Source organism: Nonomuraea sp. MG754425 (assembly GCF_021699195.1).
GTDB lineage: Bacteria > Actinomycetota > Actinomycetes > Streptosporangiales > Streptosporangiaceae > Nonomuraea.
On record NZ_SSXE01000036.1, the window covers coordinates 1 to 16,854 of the forward strand.

The window sequence follows — 16,854 nt, forward strand, 5'->3', positions numbered from 1 at the left end:
CGCCCGGGTCGCTGCCCGTGGTGGTTTCCGGGTGTAGTGCAGGGGATCACTTCAGCCTGGTCTCCGCCTCCAGGTTCGCGGCCAGTTCGGCCAACGTCACCCCGCAACGGACGTTGGACAGCCCGCTTGCGCGAGGAACCAGGTTCTTGCGCATGGCCACCCATCCTCCAGCCAGGTCCTGAATGCGCCACGACGGGTAGGCCCTGATCAACTGCTCCAAGGTCACGCGCACGGCGGCGCTCCGGCGATCGGCGTAGAGAGCGCATGCGGCTCTCGAAGTTGGGCGCAGTGGAAGGCGATCCGGCGCGCAGCCTGTGATGGCTCGATGGCCGGATGACGGGCGTACAGCACGCGCTTGCGGCGGGCGTCCCAACCCACTCGCCACCAGTACCGCTCACCGTCACACCACACCACCAGCCCCACCCAGACCGACACCAGGGCGAGGCCGTAGCCCTCATGTACGTCCGCATGAATGCCGTGCTCGGTCTCGAAGGTCTGGCGCAGACGCTCTGCAGCCAGCGCGGCTTGCGTTTTCTTGCCGTTCTTGGGCACGGCGATAATCTGGTCGTGCATCGTTGACGCCCCAAAGCTCTCGATGCTTCAGACCCTCGTCTGCGGGCGGTGTTACCGCACCATTTGTCCCGTAGATGGGGTCTGCTTGAGGCCCCGTTTTAGGGGGGCTAAAGTCGAAGGTAGGGCTGTCACCAAGCCCTCGCAATAGGGGGGCTAAAGTGCGCCGAATGTCGGTCGCTGAGGAGGCAACGCCCGGATGGACTTGAAGACGCTGAGGGAAGTCGCGCAGGTCAGTGAGCCTGTGGAACGGGCCCGTCTCCTCAGCCGACTTATGACCGAAGAACAGGGATTGGTAGCCGAGGCTGCCAAGATGCGGCGGCAGGCCATCGCGGAGGCGCGTGAGTCCGGTATGAGCTTGGAGGAGATCGCAGGCCGGTTGGGCGTCTCGCCAGGACGCATCTCCCAGATGCGCAAGGGGCCGACGGCTCGTGCGCCGGAGGGGCCCGCGTCCCCGGCTCCTCGGGTGCTGGTGCAGCGGGCGCTGCCGACCGAGCCCGCCGTGCGGGGCTCCAAGTCCCTGTTCCTGGCGGAGGCGGAGCGACAGGGGCTCAGGGCCGACCGCCGGATGCTTTACGTCGGCCTGGAGCCCGCCAGCGATCATGTGGCCACCTGCCTGAGCGTCGAGCCCGGTACGGACATCGTGGCGCGGCGCAAGTTGATGACCGCCAATGACGTGCCGGTGCGGATCGCGACGAGCTACTTCCGCGCGGACCTGTTCGGCGATACCCGCCTGGCCGAACCGGAATTCGTGAAGCCGTCCCTGCAGTCCGCGCTGATCGCCCTGGGTTACGCGTTCGGTCACGCGGAGGAGAACCTGACCGCCAGGCCACCGACCGCCTTCGAGCGGGAGACTCTGGAGCTGGAGTCGAGCGAGTGGGTGGTTCAGGTGCTTCGTGCGAGCTATTCGACCGAGGGCACACCTGTTCACATCCTGGAGACGATCTGCGCGGCGAACCGGCACATTTTCCCCATTGGCCAGGTCTCAGGCCACGACGAATTCTGAGTCACCAACTGAGTGACGATCGCGATGGACGGCCTTGGACTCCAAGGGATTCGTAAGGATCATATCCCCAGGTTGGACGGGCATTTGCCATGGTCCCGCCCCCGCGTGATGTGCCTGGGGACCAAGGGGTCGCAGGTTCAAATCCTGTCGTCCCGACCAGGTTCTAGCCGGTCAGAAGGGGTGCCAGAGCTTCCCTGGCACCCCTTTTCGGGAGTTCGGCTTCGGTGCTCAACCGGGAGAGCCAAGCAACTCCGCCTTCTCGCACACTTGTCGCACTTGGTCAGCGGTCGCCTTCCCCCCAGCCGTGCACGACCGGGTTATGCCTGAGTACGGTCGGAGCCAACCCGGCCATCATGACCCACGGCTCGGGATCGAGGATCGTGGAGCGTCAAAGACCACCCGGAATACCCTCTGATGGGCACTCCACCGGGAAAGTGCACCAGGCACGACGGATACTTCACGATCGACGCGGAGAGTGTCGTCACGTCCCCGTAGACGGTGTCGGGCGGGAGACGCTCCGGCATCAGGGGAAACGTCCCCGAATGGGGCGGGAAGGCTAGGATGCCGCGCATGCAGCGACCCCTCGCCCACAAGCTGGCCGTCGGTCTGATCGCCGTGCTCTGGGTCGGTCTCGCCGGTGGCATCGTGCTCGTCTGGTCGAGCGACTCCGCGCCCTTCGAGATCTTCGCGGGGGTGTTCTGGACCTGCGTCTGGTACTTCTGGGTGGCCCGGGTCTGGATGGGCGGGCCGATGGCGATCGGGCTCATGCGCAAGGCGCTGCTCATCCTCGGCCCGATCATGATCGTCAGCTTCGTGCTGGCCGTCGGGATCACCGGCGGCGAGGTGTACCCGTCGCAGTTGATCGGGGTCGCGTCCGCGCTGTGCGGCATCGCCGGCGGGGTGCTGCTCCGCCGTGAGGACGTCAAACGGTGGAGCCTGTCCACCGTCCAGACGCGGGTGGTCGTTCAGCCGCCCGACGGAACCGCCTTCGACCTGCGGTCCGCCTCGCTCAGGCAGGAGCGGGGCATGTTCGGCTGCCTGATGCTCGTCATCGGCGCGGTCGTGCTGATCGTGGTCGGCGTCATCGGCGCGATGTTGCCCGCGGGGCGTGGGGTCGACGCCCCCGACTACATCGCCTTCATGGTCGGCGTGGTGCTGGTGGTGGTCATCGGCGTCGCCGGATACGTCCGGATCGACCGGAAGGCCAGGGCGATGGGCGTCCTCTCCGTCACCACGCGGGGCATCGACGAGCACCCCTGGTCCAGGCTCCGCTCGGTCACCCTGTCACACGCGGGCGAGACGGCCGTCGTCGCCGGGGTCCGCAGGTACCCGGGGGCGCGGCTGGACCTGTCCCTCTACGACGAGCCGGACGTCCGCCACCTCGCCCTGCCCAACGACGCGCCCCTGCACGCCTCGATCGCGGCGGCACTGGCGGCGCACTCCCCCGACGGCGTGTTCCTCGGCTGGGTACGACGCGACGGCGACCTGCGTCCGGCCCGCTGAGACCACACGAAGCCGCCCGCGCCGGGCCGCTCCGGTAAGGGAGCGCTCGTGCGCGGGCGGGTCCGGTGTCTCGCCGCGAACGGCTCTACTTGGCGTTGGCCTTGAGGTAGTCGCTGTTCATCTGGGCGATGGTGTCGAGCGGGATGCCCTTCGGGCACACCGCCGTGCACTCGCCGGTGTTCGTGCAGCCGCCGAAGCCCTCGCTGTCCATCTGGTCCACCATGGCCTTGGCGCGCGACAGGCGCTCCGGCTGGCCCTGCGGCAGCAGGCTGAGGTGGGTGATCTTGGCGGCGGTGAAGAGCGAGGCCGAGCCGTTCGGGCAGGCCGCGACGCAGGCGCCGCAGCCGATGCAGGTGGCCGCGTCGAAGGCGGCGTCCGCGTCCTCCTTGCGCACCGGGACGCTGTGCGCGTCCGGGGCCGAGCCCGCCGGGACCGAGACGAAGCCGCCCGCCTGGATGATGCGGTCGAACGCGCTGCGGTCCACCACCAGGTCCTTGACGACCGGGAACGGGGCCGCGCGCCACGGCTCGATGGTGATCTCGGCGCCGTCCTCGAAGTGGCGCATGTGGAGCTGGCAGGTGGTCGTCGCGCGCTGCTCGCCGTGGGCGACGCCGTTGATGACCATGCCGCACATGCCGCAGATGCCCTCGCGGCAGTCGTGGTCGAAGGCGATCGGGTCGTCGCCCTCCACGATGAGGCGCTCGTTGAGGACGTCCAGCATCTCCAGGAACGACATGTCCGGGGAGACGTCCTCCACCTTGTACGTCACCATGCGTCCCGCGTCCGAGGGGCCGCTCTGACGCCATACGCGCAGGGTCAGGTTCACTTGTAGCTCCGCTGGGTCATCTTGACGTACTCGTACTCGAGCGTTTCCTTGTGCAGCACCGGGCCGTCCTCGCCGCCGTGCTCCCATGCCGAGACGTGCGCGAAGTGCTCGTCGTCGCGCAGCGCCTCGCCGTCGGCGTCCTGGGACTCGGCGCGGAAGTGGCCGCCGCAGGACTCCGAGCGGACCAGGGCGTCCAGGCACATGAGCTCGGCCAGGTCGAAGAAGTCGGCCACCCGGCCGGCCTTCTCCAGCACCTGGTTCAGCTCCTCGGCGGTGCCGCTCACCTTGACGTTCTGCCAGAACTCGGCGCGCAGTTCGGGGATGCGCTCCAGCGCCTTGCGCAGCGACTCCTCGGTGCGCTCCATGCCGCAGTAGTCCCACATGAGCTTGCCCAGCTCGCGGTGGAAGGAGTCGGGCGTGCGGGTGCCGTTGACGGCGAGCAGGCGGTCAATCTTGTCGCGGACCCTGATCTCGGCCTGGGCCACGGCCTCGTCGTCCACGTCGCCGAACGGGCCGGCGGCGAGGTAGTCGCCGATGGTGGTGGGGAGCACGAAGTAGCCGTCGGCCAGGCCCTGCATCAGCGCCGACGCGCCGAGACGGTTGGCGCCGTGGTCGGAGAAGTTGGCCTCGCCGATGACGAACAGGCCGGGGATCGTGGACTGCAGGTCGTAGTCCACCCACAGCCCGCCCATCGTGTAGTGGACGGCGGGGTAGATGCGCATCGGCACGTCGTACGGGTTCTCGCCGGTGATGCGCTCGTACATCTCGAACAGGTTGCCGTACTTCTTCTCGACCGCGTCGCGGCCGAGGCGGTTGATGGCGTCCCGGAAGTCCAGGTAGACGCCCAGGCCGCCGGGCCCGACGCCGCGGCCCTCGTCGCAGACGTTCTTGGCGGCGCGGGAGGCGATGTCGCGCGGCACCAGGTTGCCGAAGCTCGGGTAGATGCGCTCCAGGTAGTAGTCGCGCTCCTCCTCCGGGATGTCGCCGGGGGCGCGCTCGTCGTTCTTGCGCAGCGGCACCCAGACGCGGCCGTCGTTGCGCAGCGACTCCGACATGAGCGTGAGCTTCGACTGGTACTCGCCCGACACCGGGATGCAGGTCGGGTGGATCTGCGTGTAGCAGGGGTTGGCGAAGTACGCGCCGCGCTCGTGCGCCCGCCAGATGGCGGTGGTGTTGCAGCCCTTGGCGTTCGTGGACAGGAAGAACACGTTCCCGTAGCCGCCGGAGGCCAGCACCACGGCGTCGGCGAGGTGGCGCTCGATCTCGCCGGTGACCATGTCGCGCACGATGACGCCGCGCGCCCGCCCGTCGGCGACGATCAGGTCGAGCATCTCGTGCCTGGTGTGCATCTGCACGGTCCCGGCGGCGATCTGCCGCTCCAGCGCCTGGTAGGCCCCGAGCAGGAGCTGCTGGCCCGTCTGCCCGCGGGCGTAGAAGGTGCGGGAGACCTGGGCGCCGCCGAAGGAGCGGGTGTCGAGCAGGCCGCCGTACTCGCGGGCGAACGGCACGCCCTGGGCCACGGCCTGGTCGATGATGTTCACCGAGACCTGGGCGAGGCGGTAGACGTTCGACTCGCGGGCGCGGAAGTCGCCGCCCTTGACGGTGTCGTAGAAGAGGCGGTAGATCGAGTCGCCGTCGCCGCGGTAGTTCTTGGCGGCGTTGATGCCGCCCTGCGCGGCGATGGAGTGGGCGCGGCGCGGCGTGTCCTGGTAGCAGAAGGACTTGACGTTGTAGCCCAGCTCGCCCAGCGTCGCCGCGGCCGAGCCGCCCGCCAGGCCGGTGCCGATGACGATCACGTTGAGCTTGCGCTTGTTGGCCGGGTTGACCAGCTTGGCGCCGAACTTGCGCTTCTCCCAGCGCTCCTCGACGGGTCCTTCGGGAGCCTTGGTGTCCCTGATCTCAGGACCTTCGGTGAACTTCACTTGACAACTCCGAACGTGATCGCGAGGGGCGGGGCCAGGAAGCCGACCACCAGGACGATGGAGATCAGCCCGGCCGTGGCGCGCAGGACCTTGTTGCGGTCGCGGTTGGCCCAGCCCAGCGTCTGGAAGGCGCTCCAGATGCCGTGCCGCAGGTGCAGGCCGACCATGACGACGGCGACGAGGTAGAGCAGCGTCACCCACCAGCGGGAGGGGTCGAACCCGGCGATCATCCGGTCGGCGGGCGCGGAGTCGAAGCCCTTGGGGTTGACCACGCCGAAGGTCAGGTCGAGCAGGTGCCAGATCACGAAGAACACGATCGTCAGGCCGCCCCAGCGCATGATGTGCGTGGTGTAGCCGTTGGCCTGCGACTTCTTGGCCACGTACTTGACGGGCCTGGCCTTGCCCGCGCGGTACGACAGCGAGATCGCGGCCCACATGTGCAGGACGACCGCGAGCACGAGGCCGATCTCCAGGATCGTCAGCACCGAGCGGTACGGCGCGATCGGCTCCAGCAGGGTGCGCAGCGCGTGGGCGTAGTCGTTGAAGGAGTCGCGGCCGAAGAAGATCTTCAGGTTGCCCAGCATGTGCAGGACGAGGAAGCCCACCATCACGGCGCCCGTGACGGCCATGACGACTTTCTTGCCGTTGGACGACGTCAGGAACCCGCCCGGCTTCTTCCGTGTTGGTGTCTTCTTGGCAGCAGGGGTGTTAACAGGCGCGGTGGCGGAGCCGCGCTCTATCGTGGCAGTCACGTTTGAACGCTAGGTATCCAGCGATGATCCGTCCAAGTCATGATGGGCCTGGTTTCGATAGCCCTGGGCTATGATGCGGGTAGGCGCGGCTTTATCAGCTTCTTATACCGCGCCGGTGCGAGGAAAATCACATGCAGTTCCAGCAGCTCGCGTACTTCGTGGCGGTGGCGGAGAGCCGGCATTTCACCCAGGCGGCCGAGCGCATGCGGGTCGCGCAGCCGTCGCTCAGCAAGCAGATCAAGGCGCTCGAGGAGGATCTCGGCGCGCGGTTGTTCTCGCGGGCGCGCGGCAACGTCACGCTGACGGCCGCCGGTGAGGCGCTGCTGCCCCTCGCCCGCCGGATCCTGGCCGACGCCGACACCGCCAGGCAGGAGGTCGCCCAGCTCACCGGGCTGCGCGGCGGCCGGGTGCGGCTCGGGGCCACGCCGTCGCTCTGCGCGGGGCTGCTGGCCGACGCGCTGGCCCGCTTCCACCGCACGTACCCGGGCATCGAACTGCTGGTGGAGGAGGGCGGCTCGCGCGACCTGGTCAGGGCGCTGGCCAGAGGGCAGCTCGACCTGTCGCTGATCATCATGCCGCTGCAGAGCGACGACCCCGCGCTGGTGACCGAGGAGATCCTGCACGAGAACCTCGTCGTCGTCGCGCCCTCCCACGAGCAGATCAAGGGCCCCTACCTGCGGATCGATGACCTGCGGGGCAGGCCGATGGTGATGTTCCGGCGCGGCTACGACCTGCGCGAGGCCACGCTGGCGGCCTGCCGGCAGGCCGGGTTCGAGCCCAGGTTCGCGGTGCAGGGCGGGGAGATGGACGCCGTGCTGCGGTTCGTGGAGGCAGGGCTCGGGGTGGCGGTGGTGCCGTCGATGGTGCTCGACGGGCGTCCCGGGCTGCTGGGCACGCCACTGGCCCCGCCCGGCCTGAGCCGTACGATCGCGCTCGCGCACCGCAAGGACGTCGAGCCGACCAGGGCCGCGCAGGCGTTCAGGGAGACCCTGCTGTCCTTCGTGGTCGAAGCCGGTCACGAAGGCACGCTTCCGCAAGGGGTCGCGCTCATCGCAGAATGAGCACCAAGAGGCCCGACTCTCGGAGAGGCGTGTTGACGGCAAATCTCTCGGAAACGTTGACCCTGCTCCTCATCGAGGACGACGACGGTGACGCGCTCCTCGTCGAGGAGCTGCTCAAACAGGCCGAGGCCCCGCCCCGGATCCTGCGGGCGCGCAGCCTGCGCGAGGCCAGGACGAAGCTGACCCCCCAGATCCAGTGCGTCCTGGTGGATCTCTCCCTGCCCGACGCCAGCCGGCTGGAGGCGCTGGACGAGGTGCTGGCCGTGGCCCCGCCGCACACGGCCGTGCTGGTGCTCACCGGGCTCAGGGACGTGCACGTGGGCGTCTCGGCCGTGCAGTCCGGCGCCCAGGACTACCTGGTCAAGGGTGACGTGGACGCGCGGCTACTGGCCCGCTCCATCACGTACTCGATGGAGCGCAAGCGCGCCGACCTGGCCCAGCTCAAGCTCGTCCAGGCGGAGCTGACGGCCAAGGAGAACGCGCGGCTGGAGCGGGCCCTGCTGCCCGGCCCGCTGCTGCGTACGGCGGCGATCGAGCACGTCACCCGCTACCTGCCCGGCAGCGGCGGCACCCTGGCGGGCGACTTCTTCGACACCGTGCAGACCCCCGACGGGGCGGTGCACGTGGTGGTCGGCGACGTGTGCGGGCACGGCCCCGACGAGGCCGCGCTCGGCGTGGCGCTGCGCATCGCCTGGCGCACGCTGGTGCTGGCCGGGCAGACGGGCGACACGCTGTTGCGCACGCTCGACGCCCTGCTGCGGGCCGAGCGCAAGGCCCCGGAGATCTTCACCACGCTCTGCATGGCCACGATCGCCCCCGACCTGGCCTCGGCCCGGATGCGCGTGGTCGGCCACCCGCCGCCGGTGCTGGTCCGCGACGGCACGGTGGACGTGGTGCGCGGCACCCCCTCCGGCCCGCCGCTCGGGATCTTCCAGGACGCGCGGTGGCCGGTGATCGACGTCCCGCTGGGCGCGGAGTGGACGATGATGCTCTACACCGACGGCCTGATCGAGGCGGCGTCGAGCCGGCCCAGCCGGTTCCTGGGCGTGGAGGGGCTGGTCGGCCTGGTTCGCGAGCACGGCGGGGTCGACCTCGACCGGCTCATCACCCACGTGGGCACACTGAGCGACGATCTGGCGGTGGTCATGGTCCGCAGGAGGAGCCGATGAGCATCAATCCGCTGCCGCCCCCCAGAGAGCCGACCGGCCTGGGCCGGCTGCCGGCCGCCCGCTGGTTCCTGCTGGTGGGGGCGCTGGCGGGGGTCACGCTCGCGGCGGGGGCGGCCATCGTCATGACGCTGAACGCCCGCGCCGCGCTGCTCGACCCGCGGACCGAGGTGGCCGCCCAGCTCGACCTGCTGATCGTGATCCTCATCGCGCTGTTCGCGCTGCTGCTGGTGCTGGGCGTGGCGCTGGGGGCCGTCGTCCACTACGCGCTGCTGAAGCCCGTCAGCCGGCTCACGGCGCAGGTCCGTACGGTGGCCGCGGGCGACTTCGACCACCGCCTGCACGTCGATCACCCGGCGGAGCTGGCCGAACTGTCCAGCCACATCGACTCCATGCGCGCCCGCATCGTCTCGGCCTGGCGGACGGCCGCCGACCAGGCCGAGGAGCTGCGCAGGTCCAACAGCGAGCTGGAGCAGTTCGCGTACGTGGCCAGCCACGACCTCCAGGAGCCGCTGCGCAAGGTCGCCAGCTTCACCCAGATGCTGGAGCAGCGCTACGGCCCGCAGCTCGACGAGCGCGCCAGGCAGTACATCCACTACGCGGTGGACGGCGCCAAGCGCATGCAACTGCTGATCAACGACCTGCTGGACTTCTCCAGGGTCGGCCGGGTCACCGGCGAGAGGTCGGAGGTCGACTCGGGCGCGGCGCTGGACCGGGCGCTGGACAACCTCTCGGCCACGATCGAGGAGGCCGGGGCCGTCGTCACCCGCGACGAACTGCCCCGCGTCAACGGCAACGAGACGCAGCTCACCCAGCTCTTCCAGAACCTGGTCGAGAACGCCGTCAAGTTCCGCTCGGAGGAGCCGCCGCGCGTGCACGTCGGGGCCAGACGCGACGGCGAGTTGTGGGAGTTCTCCTGCTCCGACAACGGCATCGGGGTCGAGCCCAAGTACGCCGACCGCATCTTCCTCATCTTCCAGCGCCTGCACGCGCGCGACGTGTACCCCGGCACCGGCATCGGGCTGGCCCTGTGCCGGAAGATCGTCGAGTACCACGGCGGCCGGCTCTGGCTCGACGGCGCTCCCGACAGCGATCCCGGTGACGACACGGACGGCCGGGGCGCGACCTTCCGCTGGACACTGCCCGCGACGGGAGGCCCTCGATGACCGGATGGCGGCCGATAGACGTGCTCCTCGTCGAGGACGACCAGGGGGACATCCTGCTCACGAAGGAGGCGTTCGACCTCAACAAGGTGCGCAACCGGCTGAACGTGGTCAACGACGGCGAGCAGGCGATGGCGTACCTGCGTCAGGAGGAGGGCTACGCCGACGCGACGCGTCCCGACCTGATCCTGCTCGATCTCAACCTGCCGCGGATGAGCGGGATGGAGGTGTTACGCGAGGTCAAGGCGGACGCGGAGCTGCGGACGATTCCCGTGGTGGTCCTGACGACCTCCGAGGCGGAGGAGGACATCCTGCACAGCTACCGGTTACATGCGAATGCATATGTGGCGAAACCTGTAGATTTCGAGCAATTTATCCGAGTTGTCCGGCAGATTGATGATTTTTTTGTGACTGTAGTGAAGTTGCCGACGCAGGGGTAGCGGGCCTGACGCACGAAGGTGACAGGAATCACAGTCAGTCATCGAAAAAGTGAGTGACCCCGCTCACAAAATTCGATGCGGTCGTCGTAACGTATCCCCCACCAATACGCGCCCGGGCGGATCAGCCGCCGTGTGAGCGCGCTCAGCGAAACGAAACCACGGACCCCCTGCGCGAAGGGTCCGCGGGAGGTGGAGAGGTCCGCGATGACCCAGACGACGCCCGACGCTCCGGTCCGACGGCAGCGTGCGCAAGTGAAGGTGCGCACCCTGCGCACGGACAGATGGTGGCTGACCCCGTTCCTGACATTTCTCGGGCTCAGCTCATTCCTGGTCTACGGTGTATGGGCGATCATCGACAACAGCATCTTCGTCGATCCCTACATCGCCCCGTTCGCCTCGCCGTGCCTGGCCGAGGTGACGTGCCCTGAAGGGGCGCGGCTGTTCGGCTGGGCGCCGATCGGCGACTGGTACACCTTGTCACCGGGGCTGCTGATCCTGGCATTGCCCGGCGGTTTCCGGCTGACCTGCTATTACTACCGCAAGTCCTATTACCGCTCGTTCTGGCTGTCCCCGCCGGCGTGCGCGGTGCAGGAGCCGCACGGCAAGTACACCGGTGAGCGCCGCTTCCCGCTGATCATGCAGAACGTGCACCGGTACTTCTTCTACGCGGCCATCCTCATCGGTCTCATCCTGGCCTGGGACGCCGTGCTGGCGCTCGTGCACAAGCCGCTGGGCCTGGGCACCTGGATCCTGATCGTGAACGCCATCCTGATCAACGCCTACACGCTGTCGTGCCACTCCTGCCGGCACATCACGGCGGGCCGGCTCAACCACTTCTCCCGTCACCCGCTGAGGTACCGGGCCTGGACGTTCGTCTCCAAGCTCAACGCCAAACACCAGCCCCTCGCGTGGGCCTCGATGTTCTCGGTCATGGGCGCCGACCTGTACGTCCGCCTGGTCGCCAAGGGCATCATCGCCTTCCCGTACGCGTAAGGACAGCTTTCCGTGGAAAACACGCACAACACAGAGCGCCACGAGTACGACGTCGTCGTCATCGGCGCGGGCGGCGCCGGCCTGCGAGCCGCGATCGAGGCCCGCCAGCAGGGCAAGAGGACCGCGATCGTCTGCAAGTCGCTGTTCGGCAAGGCGCACACGGTCATGGCCGAGGGCGGCGCCGCCGCGGCGATGGGCAACGTCAACCCCGACGACAACTGGATGGTGCACTTCCGCGACACCATGCGGGGCGGCAAGTTCCTCAACAACTGGCGGATGGCCGAGCTGCACGCCAAGGAGGCCCCCGACCGGGTGTGGGAGCTGGAGGCGTGGGGCGCGCTGTTCGACCGCACCAAAGACGGCAAGATCAGCCAGCGGAACTTCGGCGGGCACGAGTACCCACGGCTCGCACACGTGGGCGACCGCACCGGGCTGGAGCTCATCCGCACCCTGCAGCAGCGCGTGGTCGCCCTCCAGCAGGAGGACTACGAGACGCACGGCGACTACGAGGCCTACATCAAGGTCTTCGCCGAGTGCACGGTCACCCGGCTGCTCAAGGACGGCGACGCCATCTCCGGCGCGTTCGGCTACTGGCGCGAGAGCGGCAACTTCGTGCTCTTCGACGCGCCCACCGTCGTGCTGGCCACCGGCGGCATCGGCAAGTCGTACGTCGTGACCTCCAACTCCTGGGAGTACACCGGCGACGGTCACGCCCTGGCCCTGCTCGCCGGCGCGAAGCTGATCAACATGGAGTTCATCCAGTTCCACCCCACCGGGATGGTCTGGCCGCCGTCCGTGCGCGGCATCCTGGTCACCGAGTCCGTCCGCGGCGACGGCGGCGTGCTGCGCAACTCCGACGGCAAGCGCTTCATGTTCGACTACATCCCCGAGGTCTTCAGGGACAAGTACGCCACCACCGAGGAGGAGGGCGACCGCTGGTACACCGACCAGGCCAACAACCGGCGCCCGCCGGAGCTGCTGCCGCGTGACGAGGTGGCCCGCGCGATCAACTCCGAGGTGAAGGCCGGGCGCGGCTCGCCGCAGGGCGGCGTGTTCCTCGACGTCTCCACCCGGTTGCCCGCCGAGGAGATCAAGAAGCGGCTGCCGTCGATGCACCACCAGTTCAAGGAGCTGGCCGACGTCGACATCACCGCCGAGCCCATGCAGGTGGGCCCGACCTGCCACTACATCATGGGCGGCGTCGAGGTGGACGCCGACACCGGCGCGGCGGCCGTGCCGGGGCTGTTCGCGGCCGGGGAGGTCTCCGGCGGCATGCACGGCTCCAACCGGCTGGGCGGCAACTCGCTGTCCGACCTGCTGGTGTTCGGCCGCAGGGCGGGCGCGGGCGCGGCGGCGTACGTGGACGCGCTCAAGAGCCGGCCCAAGGTGCTGCCCGAGCAGGTGACGGAGGCCAGGGAAGAGGCGCTGGCCCCGCTGGGCCACACCGGCGAGAACCCGTACGAGGTGCATCACGAGCTCCAGCGCACGATGAACGACCTGGTCGGCATCATCCGCAAGTCGGAGGAGGTCGCCGAGGCCCTGGAGGTCGTGGAGAAGCTCAAGGAGCGCGTACGCCTGGTCGGCGCGGCCGGCTCCGCCGTCTACAACCCCGGCTGGCATCTCGCGATCGACCTGCGCAACATGGTGCTGGTCTCCGAGTGTGTGGCCCGCGCCGCGCTCATCCGCGAGGAGAGCCGCGGCGGGCACACCCGCGACGACTTTCCCGAGATGAGCCCGGAGTGGCGCCGCAGGCTGCTCGTCTGCTCCACCCAGGACGGCTCCGCGGTCGAGGTCGAGGAGCGGCTCCAGCCGGGCATGCGCGACGACCTGATCACCCTGTTCGACCGGGACGAGCTGAAGAAGTACCTCACCGACGAAGAGATGGCCGAGTTCGACGGGATAGCGAAGTCATGAGCTACAAGGCAAAGTTCAAGGTCTGGCGCGGTGAGGGCGGCGAGGGCAAGCTGGAGGACTTCACGGTGGAGGTGAACGAGGGCGAGGTCGTCCTCGACATCATTCACCGCCTCCAGGCCACGCAGGCCCCCGACCTCGCGGTCCGGTGGAACTGCAAGGCCGGCAAGTGCGGCTCGTGCAGCATGGAGATCAACGGCAAGCCGCGGCTCGGCTGCATGACCCGCATGTCCACCTTCTCCGAGGACGAGACCATCACCGTCACGCCGATGCGGACGTTCCCGGTCATCAAGGACCTCGTCACCGACGTGTCGTACAACTACCAGAAGGCCAGGGAGGTCCAGTCCTTCACGCCTCCGAGCAGTGTGCGGCCCGGCGAGTACCGGATGAAGCAGGTCGATGTCGAGCGCTCCCAGGAGTTCCGCAAGTGCATCGAGTGCTTCATGTGCAACAACGTCTGCCACGTGATCCGTGACCACGAGGAGAACAAGACCAACTTCTCCGGTCCCCGTTTCCTCATGCGGATCGCCGAGCTGGACATGCACCCGTACGACGTGGCCGACCGGCAGGACGCGGCCCAGGAGGAGCACGGCCTCGGCTACTGCAACATCACCAAGTGCTGCACCGAGGTCTGCCCCGAGCACATCAAGATCACCGACAACGCGCTGATCCCGATGAAGGAGCGCGTGGTGGACCGTAGGTACGACCCGCTGGTGTGGCTGGGAAACAAGATCTTCAGGCGCGGCGACAACGGGAAGTGAACGAGAAAGCGGGGGCCGGTCATCCGGCCCCCGCTTTGTCGTGCGGCTACTTCTTCTTCCTGCCGAACCGCCGGCGCGTGGCGTCCGGCAACTCCTTGGTCGGCTCCGGCTGCTCCTGGGGTTCGTGCGGCTCGGGCAGCGGCTGCACGGCCGTGACGTCCTCGTCCATCGGCAGGTACGGCGCCGGCTCGTACTCCCGCTCCGGATCGTAGTCACCGGCCGGCTCGTAGTCCTTGGCCGGTTTGAACAACGATCCCGGCTGCTCGGGCTTCCACGGGTCCTGGTCGCCCGCCTCCGCCGCCGAGGCGAGCGAGGGGGGCGAGGCCGGGCCGAGGGGCCGGTCGCCGTCGTCGTACGGGCCGGAGCCGCCCGGCGGGATGTCCGACGGCACCGGCTCGGGCTGGAGCACCGGCTCGAACGGGTCGCGGTCGCGCGGCTTCGGCGGCTCGCTGAAGGAGTCGAACTCGTCGGGGCTCAGCACCACGGGCTCGGGCTCCGTGGGCGGCGGCTCCTCGGCGTAGCCGTGCGGCGGGTACGGGTGGGCCGGCTCGGGGTAGCCGTACTGGGGCGGGGCGCTCGGATAGGTCTGCACCGGCACGAAGCTGATGATCGGCGCGTACGCCGTGCCGCCCGGGTACTGCGGCGCCGGGAAGCCTCCGGCGGTGGCGTAACCGGGGCCCGCGGGGTAACCGGCGGCCGGGTGGTGCGTCTCGGGGCCGCCCATCGGCGCGGGCCCGGCCTTGCGCACCGCCGCCGCGTGGGCCATCCGGCGCAGCCTGCCCTCGAAGATGAGCACCGCGAAGAGCGCGAGCAGGACCAGCACCAGCGCCGGGATGCTGAGCTTGCGCGTCAGGTCGGTCTGGTCGAACTCCGGCGCGGCCCTGCGCAGCTCCAGCGGCACCTCCTCGGACGAGGCGGCCTGTGTCTGGCTCGGCGACGCCTCCGGGGTGGGGGTGTCGGACGGCGCGATGGCCGGCATCTCGACCGACTCCTCCGCCGTGGGCGAGGTGGAGGTGACCGGTGGCACCTCGGCGCTCTGCGTGGGCAGCGGCTGCGGGTTGTCCTCGGTGGACGGCGGGGGCACGACGGGCGCGCTGGTGGTCTTCGTCGGGGTCGGCGACTTCGAGGGTTTGGGCGGCGTCGCGGTGACGGTCTTGGTGACCGTCGTCTCCGGCGTCCCGTCCGGCTCCTCGGGGCCGGGCGTCGCCTCCACCGTGGTGGTGATCGTGACCGTGGTCTCCGGGTCGTTCACGTCGCACGCCAGAACCTCGGGGTCACACGGCTCCACGGGGTCGAACTGCACGGACGCGCTCGCGCTCTGCACGATGAACGGCGTCGCCCCGGCGCCAGCCAGCCCCAGCGCCAGGATGATTGCGGACACGGCTGTCGCTCGCGTGCGTGCCACCGGGTGTCCTCCGCGTAATCCCGGAACCATGGTCAAGGGAATACTAGCCGGGTCAAAGTAACAGTAAAGACGAATTACATCACCTTTCTACGGTTACGACCTCGTTGTACCGTGACAACGGCCCACAGGCCCCCCATGAGCACCCCGATGGCCGCGACGACCATGGGCAGCGCACCCGGTCCGTCGATCGGGCTCACCCACCGGACAGGCTCGACGGGCTTCGCGGCCACGGCCATCCCCCACGGCAACGGCGCCTCGCCGCCGGCGGCCTCGGACTGGAACGTGCCGGCCGCCTGCGGCGCACCGGGAACGACCGCGCCCGCCGTGGGCAACGCCTGCGGCACGAGCTGCGGCACGGCACCCGGCGGCGCCGCACTCGACGACGGCGGGGGCGCCACGCTCGCGGACGGCACCGCCGTGACACCGCCCAGCACCTCAGGCGCGACACTCGCGGACGGCACCGCCGTGACGCCGGCCGACGGCACGCTCTCGACAGCGCCGCCCGGCACCGCCCCCGCCCGCCCCGGCACGCTCTCCACGTCCCGCGACACCGCTCCGGGTCGCACCCCCGGCATGCCGTCCATGGGCCTCGACGTGCTGCCGGTCCGCGTCCGCTGCGGCCCGCTCTCCGCGCCCCGCCCCGGGCGCACACGGTGCGCGAAGCCGCTGAGCGTCGCCGCCTCCTTCCCGAGCGTCTCCCCGACCTGGACGACGGCGGCCCTGCTCATGGTCGTCAGCCCGCCGGTCTCCACGTCGAGCACCTGGGCCACCGCGGCGACCACCACCTCTTTCGCCCCCTCAGGGGCCTTGAGGGTGACGTCCACGACCCGCTCGCCGGCGACCCTCCCCAGCACGCACACCCGCGTGCCGGGCGCCGCCTGCGCCGTCGCCGGGGCCGTGACCACGCTCAACGCCCGCAAGGTCAGCTCCCCGGCATCCGCCGTCTCCTGCGGGTCCGTCGGGTCATGGCCACCCGCGACCTCGTGGCCGCCCGCGAACGGCAGGTCTGACGGGCCCGCCGCGGCCGGGCTCTCGGCGGAGCCGCTCGCCTCGGGGCCGGCCGACCCCGGCCCGCGCCCCGACGACGGCACACAGGCCACCTCGGTCAGCGCCTGCACCGGGCTGGCCGCCACCGCGATCCGCGCCCCTCTGGCCATCCCGTTGAGCCGCACCCGGAAACGCTGCACGTCACCGGTCCTGACCCACCTGCCGACGCCGTCGGCGCCGGTCACCCTCTCGAGCACCAGCGACACCCCGGCCGCCGCCACCGGCACGGAGGGCACCACCACCAGCACCAGCGCACCGGCGACGACCCAACTCCGCCGCATCGCTCCCCACTCCCCCGCCGCGCCACAAACTACGCCTAGTAATCATT

16 protein-coding genes are annotated in these 16,854 nt (G+C 69.5%); 9 read left to right on the plus strand and 7 right to left on the minus strand.

Annotated elements, in window-relative coordinates:
• Positions 1-46: 46 nt before the first annotated feature.
• Together FAF44_RS15270 and FAF44_RS15275 are read right to left on the minus strand one after the other, a co-directional pair.
• The gene (locus FAF44_RS15270) at positions 47-232 is read right to left on the minus strand and encodes a hypothetical protein (RefSeq protein WP_237103808.1); all 186 of its coding nucleotides are present in this window, start codon (positions 230-232) and stop codon (positions 47-49) included.
• A complete protein-coding gene (locus FAF44_RS15275) occupies positions 223-573 on the minus strand; it encodes a hypothetical protein (RefSeq protein WP_237103809.1) in 351 nt (116 codons plus the stop codon). The genes FAF44_RS15270 and FAF44_RS15275 overlap by 10 nt, the downstream gene beginning before the upstream one ends.
• A gap of 196 nt (positions 574-769) precedes the next feature.
• Here FAF44_RS15275 and FAF44_RS15280 point away from each other — a divergent pair, with 196 nt between their 5' ends.
• The gene (locus FAF44_RS15280; RefSeq protein ID WP_237103810.1) at positions 770-1,576 is read left to right on the plus strand and encodes a UTRA domain-containing protein; all 807 of its coding nucleotides are present in this window, start codon (positions 770-772) and stop codon (positions 1,574-1,576) included.
• A 570-nt stretch (positions 1,577-2,146) separates the two neighbouring features.
• Positions 2,147-3,079 carry a hypothetical protein gene (locus FAF44_RS15285; RefSeq protein ID WP_237103811.1) on the plus strand — a complete coding sequence of 311 codons (933 nt, stop codon included), beginning with the start codon at positions 2,147-2,149 and terminating at the stop codon, positions 3,077-3,079.
• An 85-nt stretch (positions 3,080-3,164) separates the two neighbouring features.
• On the opposite strand, the gene FAF44_RS15290 is transcribed toward FAF44_RS15285, so the two are convergent.
• From FAF44_RS15290 to FAF44_RS15300, 3 genes are read right to left on the minus strand one after another with little or no spacing between them, the layout of a single operon-like run.
• Positions 3,165-3,905: a succinate dehydrogenase/fumarate reductase iron-sulfur subunit gene (locus FAF44_RS15290; RefSeq protein WP_237103812.1), complete on the minus strand. Its 741-nt coding sequence runs from the start codon at positions 3,903-3,905 to the stop codon at positions 3,165-3,167.
• Positions 3,902-5,827: a fumarate reductase/succinate dehydrogenase flavoprotein subunit gene (locus tag FAF44_RS15295; RefSeq protein ID WP_237103813.1), complete on the minus strand. Its 1,926-nt coding sequence runs from the start codon at positions 5,825-5,827 to the stop codon at positions 3,902-3,904. Before FAF44_RS15295 ends, FAF44_RS15290 begins: the two co-directional genes overlap by 4 nt.
• Entirely contained in the window at positions 5,824-6,579 is a 756-nt protein-coding gene (locus tag FAF44_RS15300; RefSeq protein ID WP_237103814.1) for a succinate dehydrogenase cytochrome b subunit, read from the minus strand. The genes FAF44_RS15295 and FAF44_RS15300 overlap by 4 nt, the downstream gene beginning before the upstream one ends.
• Positions 6,580-6,710: 131 nt before the next feature.
• Here FAF44_RS15300 and FAF44_RS15305 point away from each other — a divergent pair, with 131 nt between their 5' ends.
• From FAF44_RS15305 to FAF44_RS15335, 7 genes are all read left to right on the plus strand, one after another.
• Positions 6,711-7,640 (plus strand): LysR family transcriptional regulator, encoded by a 930-nt coding sequence (locus tag FAF44_RS15305; protein WP_237103815.1) that lies wholly within the window; start codon positions 6,711-6,713, stop codon positions 7,638-7,640.
• 56 nt (positions 7,641-7,696) lie between these two features.
• Positions 7,697-8,809: a PP2C family protein-serine/threonine phosphatase gene (locus FAF44_RS15310; RefSeq protein ID WP_237103816.1), complete on the plus strand. Its 1,113-nt coding sequence runs from the start codon at positions 7,697-7,699 to the stop codon at positions 8,807-8,809.
• Positions 8,806-9,972, plus strand: a complete 1,167-nt coding sequence (locus FAF44_RS15315; protein WP_237103817.1) for an ATP-binding protein — start codon at positions 8,806-8,808, stop codon at positions 9,970-9,972. Before FAF44_RS15310 ends, FAF44_RS15315 begins: the two co-directional genes overlap by 4 nt.
• Positions 9,969-10,409, plus strand: a complete 441-nt coding sequence (locus FAF44_RS15320; RefSeq protein WP_237103818.1) for a response regulator — start codon at positions 9,969-9,971, stop codon at positions 10,407-10,409. The genes FAF44_RS15315 and FAF44_RS15320 overlap by 4 nt, the downstream gene beginning before the upstream one ends.
• A 204-nt stretch (positions 10,410-10,613) precedes the next feature.
• Positions 10,614-11,402: a hypothetical protein gene (locus tag FAF44_RS15325; protein ID WP_237103819.1), complete on the plus strand. Its 789-nt coding sequence runs from the start codon at positions 10,614-10,616 to the stop codon at positions 11,400-11,402.
• A gap of 12 nt (positions 11,403-11,414) precedes the next feature.
• Positions 11,415-13,316, plus strand: coding sequence for a fumarate reductase/succinate dehydrogenase flavoprotein subunit (locus FAF44_RS15330; RefSeq protein ID WP_237103820.1), 1,902 nt, complete (start codon positions 11,415-11,417; stop codon positions 13,314-13,316).
• The gene (locus FAF44_RS15335; RefSeq protein ID WP_237103821.1) at positions 13,313-14,074 is read left to right on the plus strand and encodes a succinate dehydrogenase/fumarate reductase iron-sulfur subunit; all 762 of its coding nucleotides are present in this window, start codon (positions 13,313-13,315) and stop codon (positions 14,072-14,074) included. Before FAF44_RS15330 ends, FAF44_RS15335 begins: the two co-directional genes overlap by 4 nt.
• Before the next feature lie 46 nt (positions 14,075-14,120).
• Here the strand turns inward: FAF44_RS15335 and FAF44_RS15340 are convergent, their stop codons facing one another.
• Together FAF44_RS15340 and FAF44_RS15345 are read right to left on the minus strand one after the other, a co-directional pair.
• Positions 14,121-15,455, minus strand: a complete 1,335-nt coding sequence (locus FAF44_RS15340; RefSeq protein WP_237103822.1) for a hypothetical protein — start codon at positions 15,453-15,455, stop codon at positions 14,121-14,123.
• A 98-nt stretch (positions 15,456-15,553) separates the two neighbouring features.
• Positions 15,554-16,807, minus strand: coding sequence for a hypothetical protein (locus FAF44_RS15345; RefSeq protein WP_237103823.1), 1,254 nt, complete (start codon positions 16,805-16,807; stop codon positions 15,554-15,556).
• Positions 16,808-16,854 lie beyond the last annotated feature (47 nt).

Bases quoted from the DNA above. Each gene is read 5' to 3' on its own strand.
- FAF44_RS15275 (WP_237103809.1), bottom strand. From the start codon at position 573: ATGCACGACCAGATTATCGCCGTGCCCAAGAACGGCAAGAAAACGCAA.
- FAF44_RS15280 (WP_237103810.1), top strand. From the start codon at position 770: ATGGACTTGAAGACGCTGAGGGAAGTCGCGCAGGTCAGTGAGCCTGTG.
- FAF44_RS15285 (WP_237103811.1), top strand. From the start codon at position 2,147: ATGCAGCGACCCCTCGCCCACAAGCTGGCCGTCGGTCTGATCGCCGTG.
- FAF44_RS15305 (WP_237103815.1), top strand. From the start codon at position 6,711: ATGCAGTTCCAGCAGCTCGCGTACTTCGTGGCGGTGGCGGAGAGCCGG.
- FAF44_RS15315 (WP_237103817.1), top strand. From the start codon at position 8,806: ATGAGCATCAATCCGCTGCCGCCCCCCAGAGAGCCGACCGGCCTGGGC.
- FAF44_RS15320 (WP_237103818.1), top strand. From the start codon at position 9,969: ATGACCGGATGGCGGCCGATAGACGTGCTCCTCGTCGAGGACGACCAG.
- FAF44_RS15325 (WP_237103819.1), top strand. From the start codon at position 10,614: ATGACCCAGACGACGCCCGACGCTCCGGTCCGACGGCAGCGTGCGCAA.
- FAF44_RS15335 (WP_237103821.1), top strand. From the start codon at position 13,313: ATGAGCTACAAGGCAAAGTTCAAGGTCTGGCGCGGTGAGGGCGGCGAG.
- FAF44_RS15345 (WP_237103823.1), bottom strand. From the start codon at position 16,807: ATGCGGCGGAGTTGGGTCGTCGCCGGTGCGCTGGTGCTGGTGGTGGTG.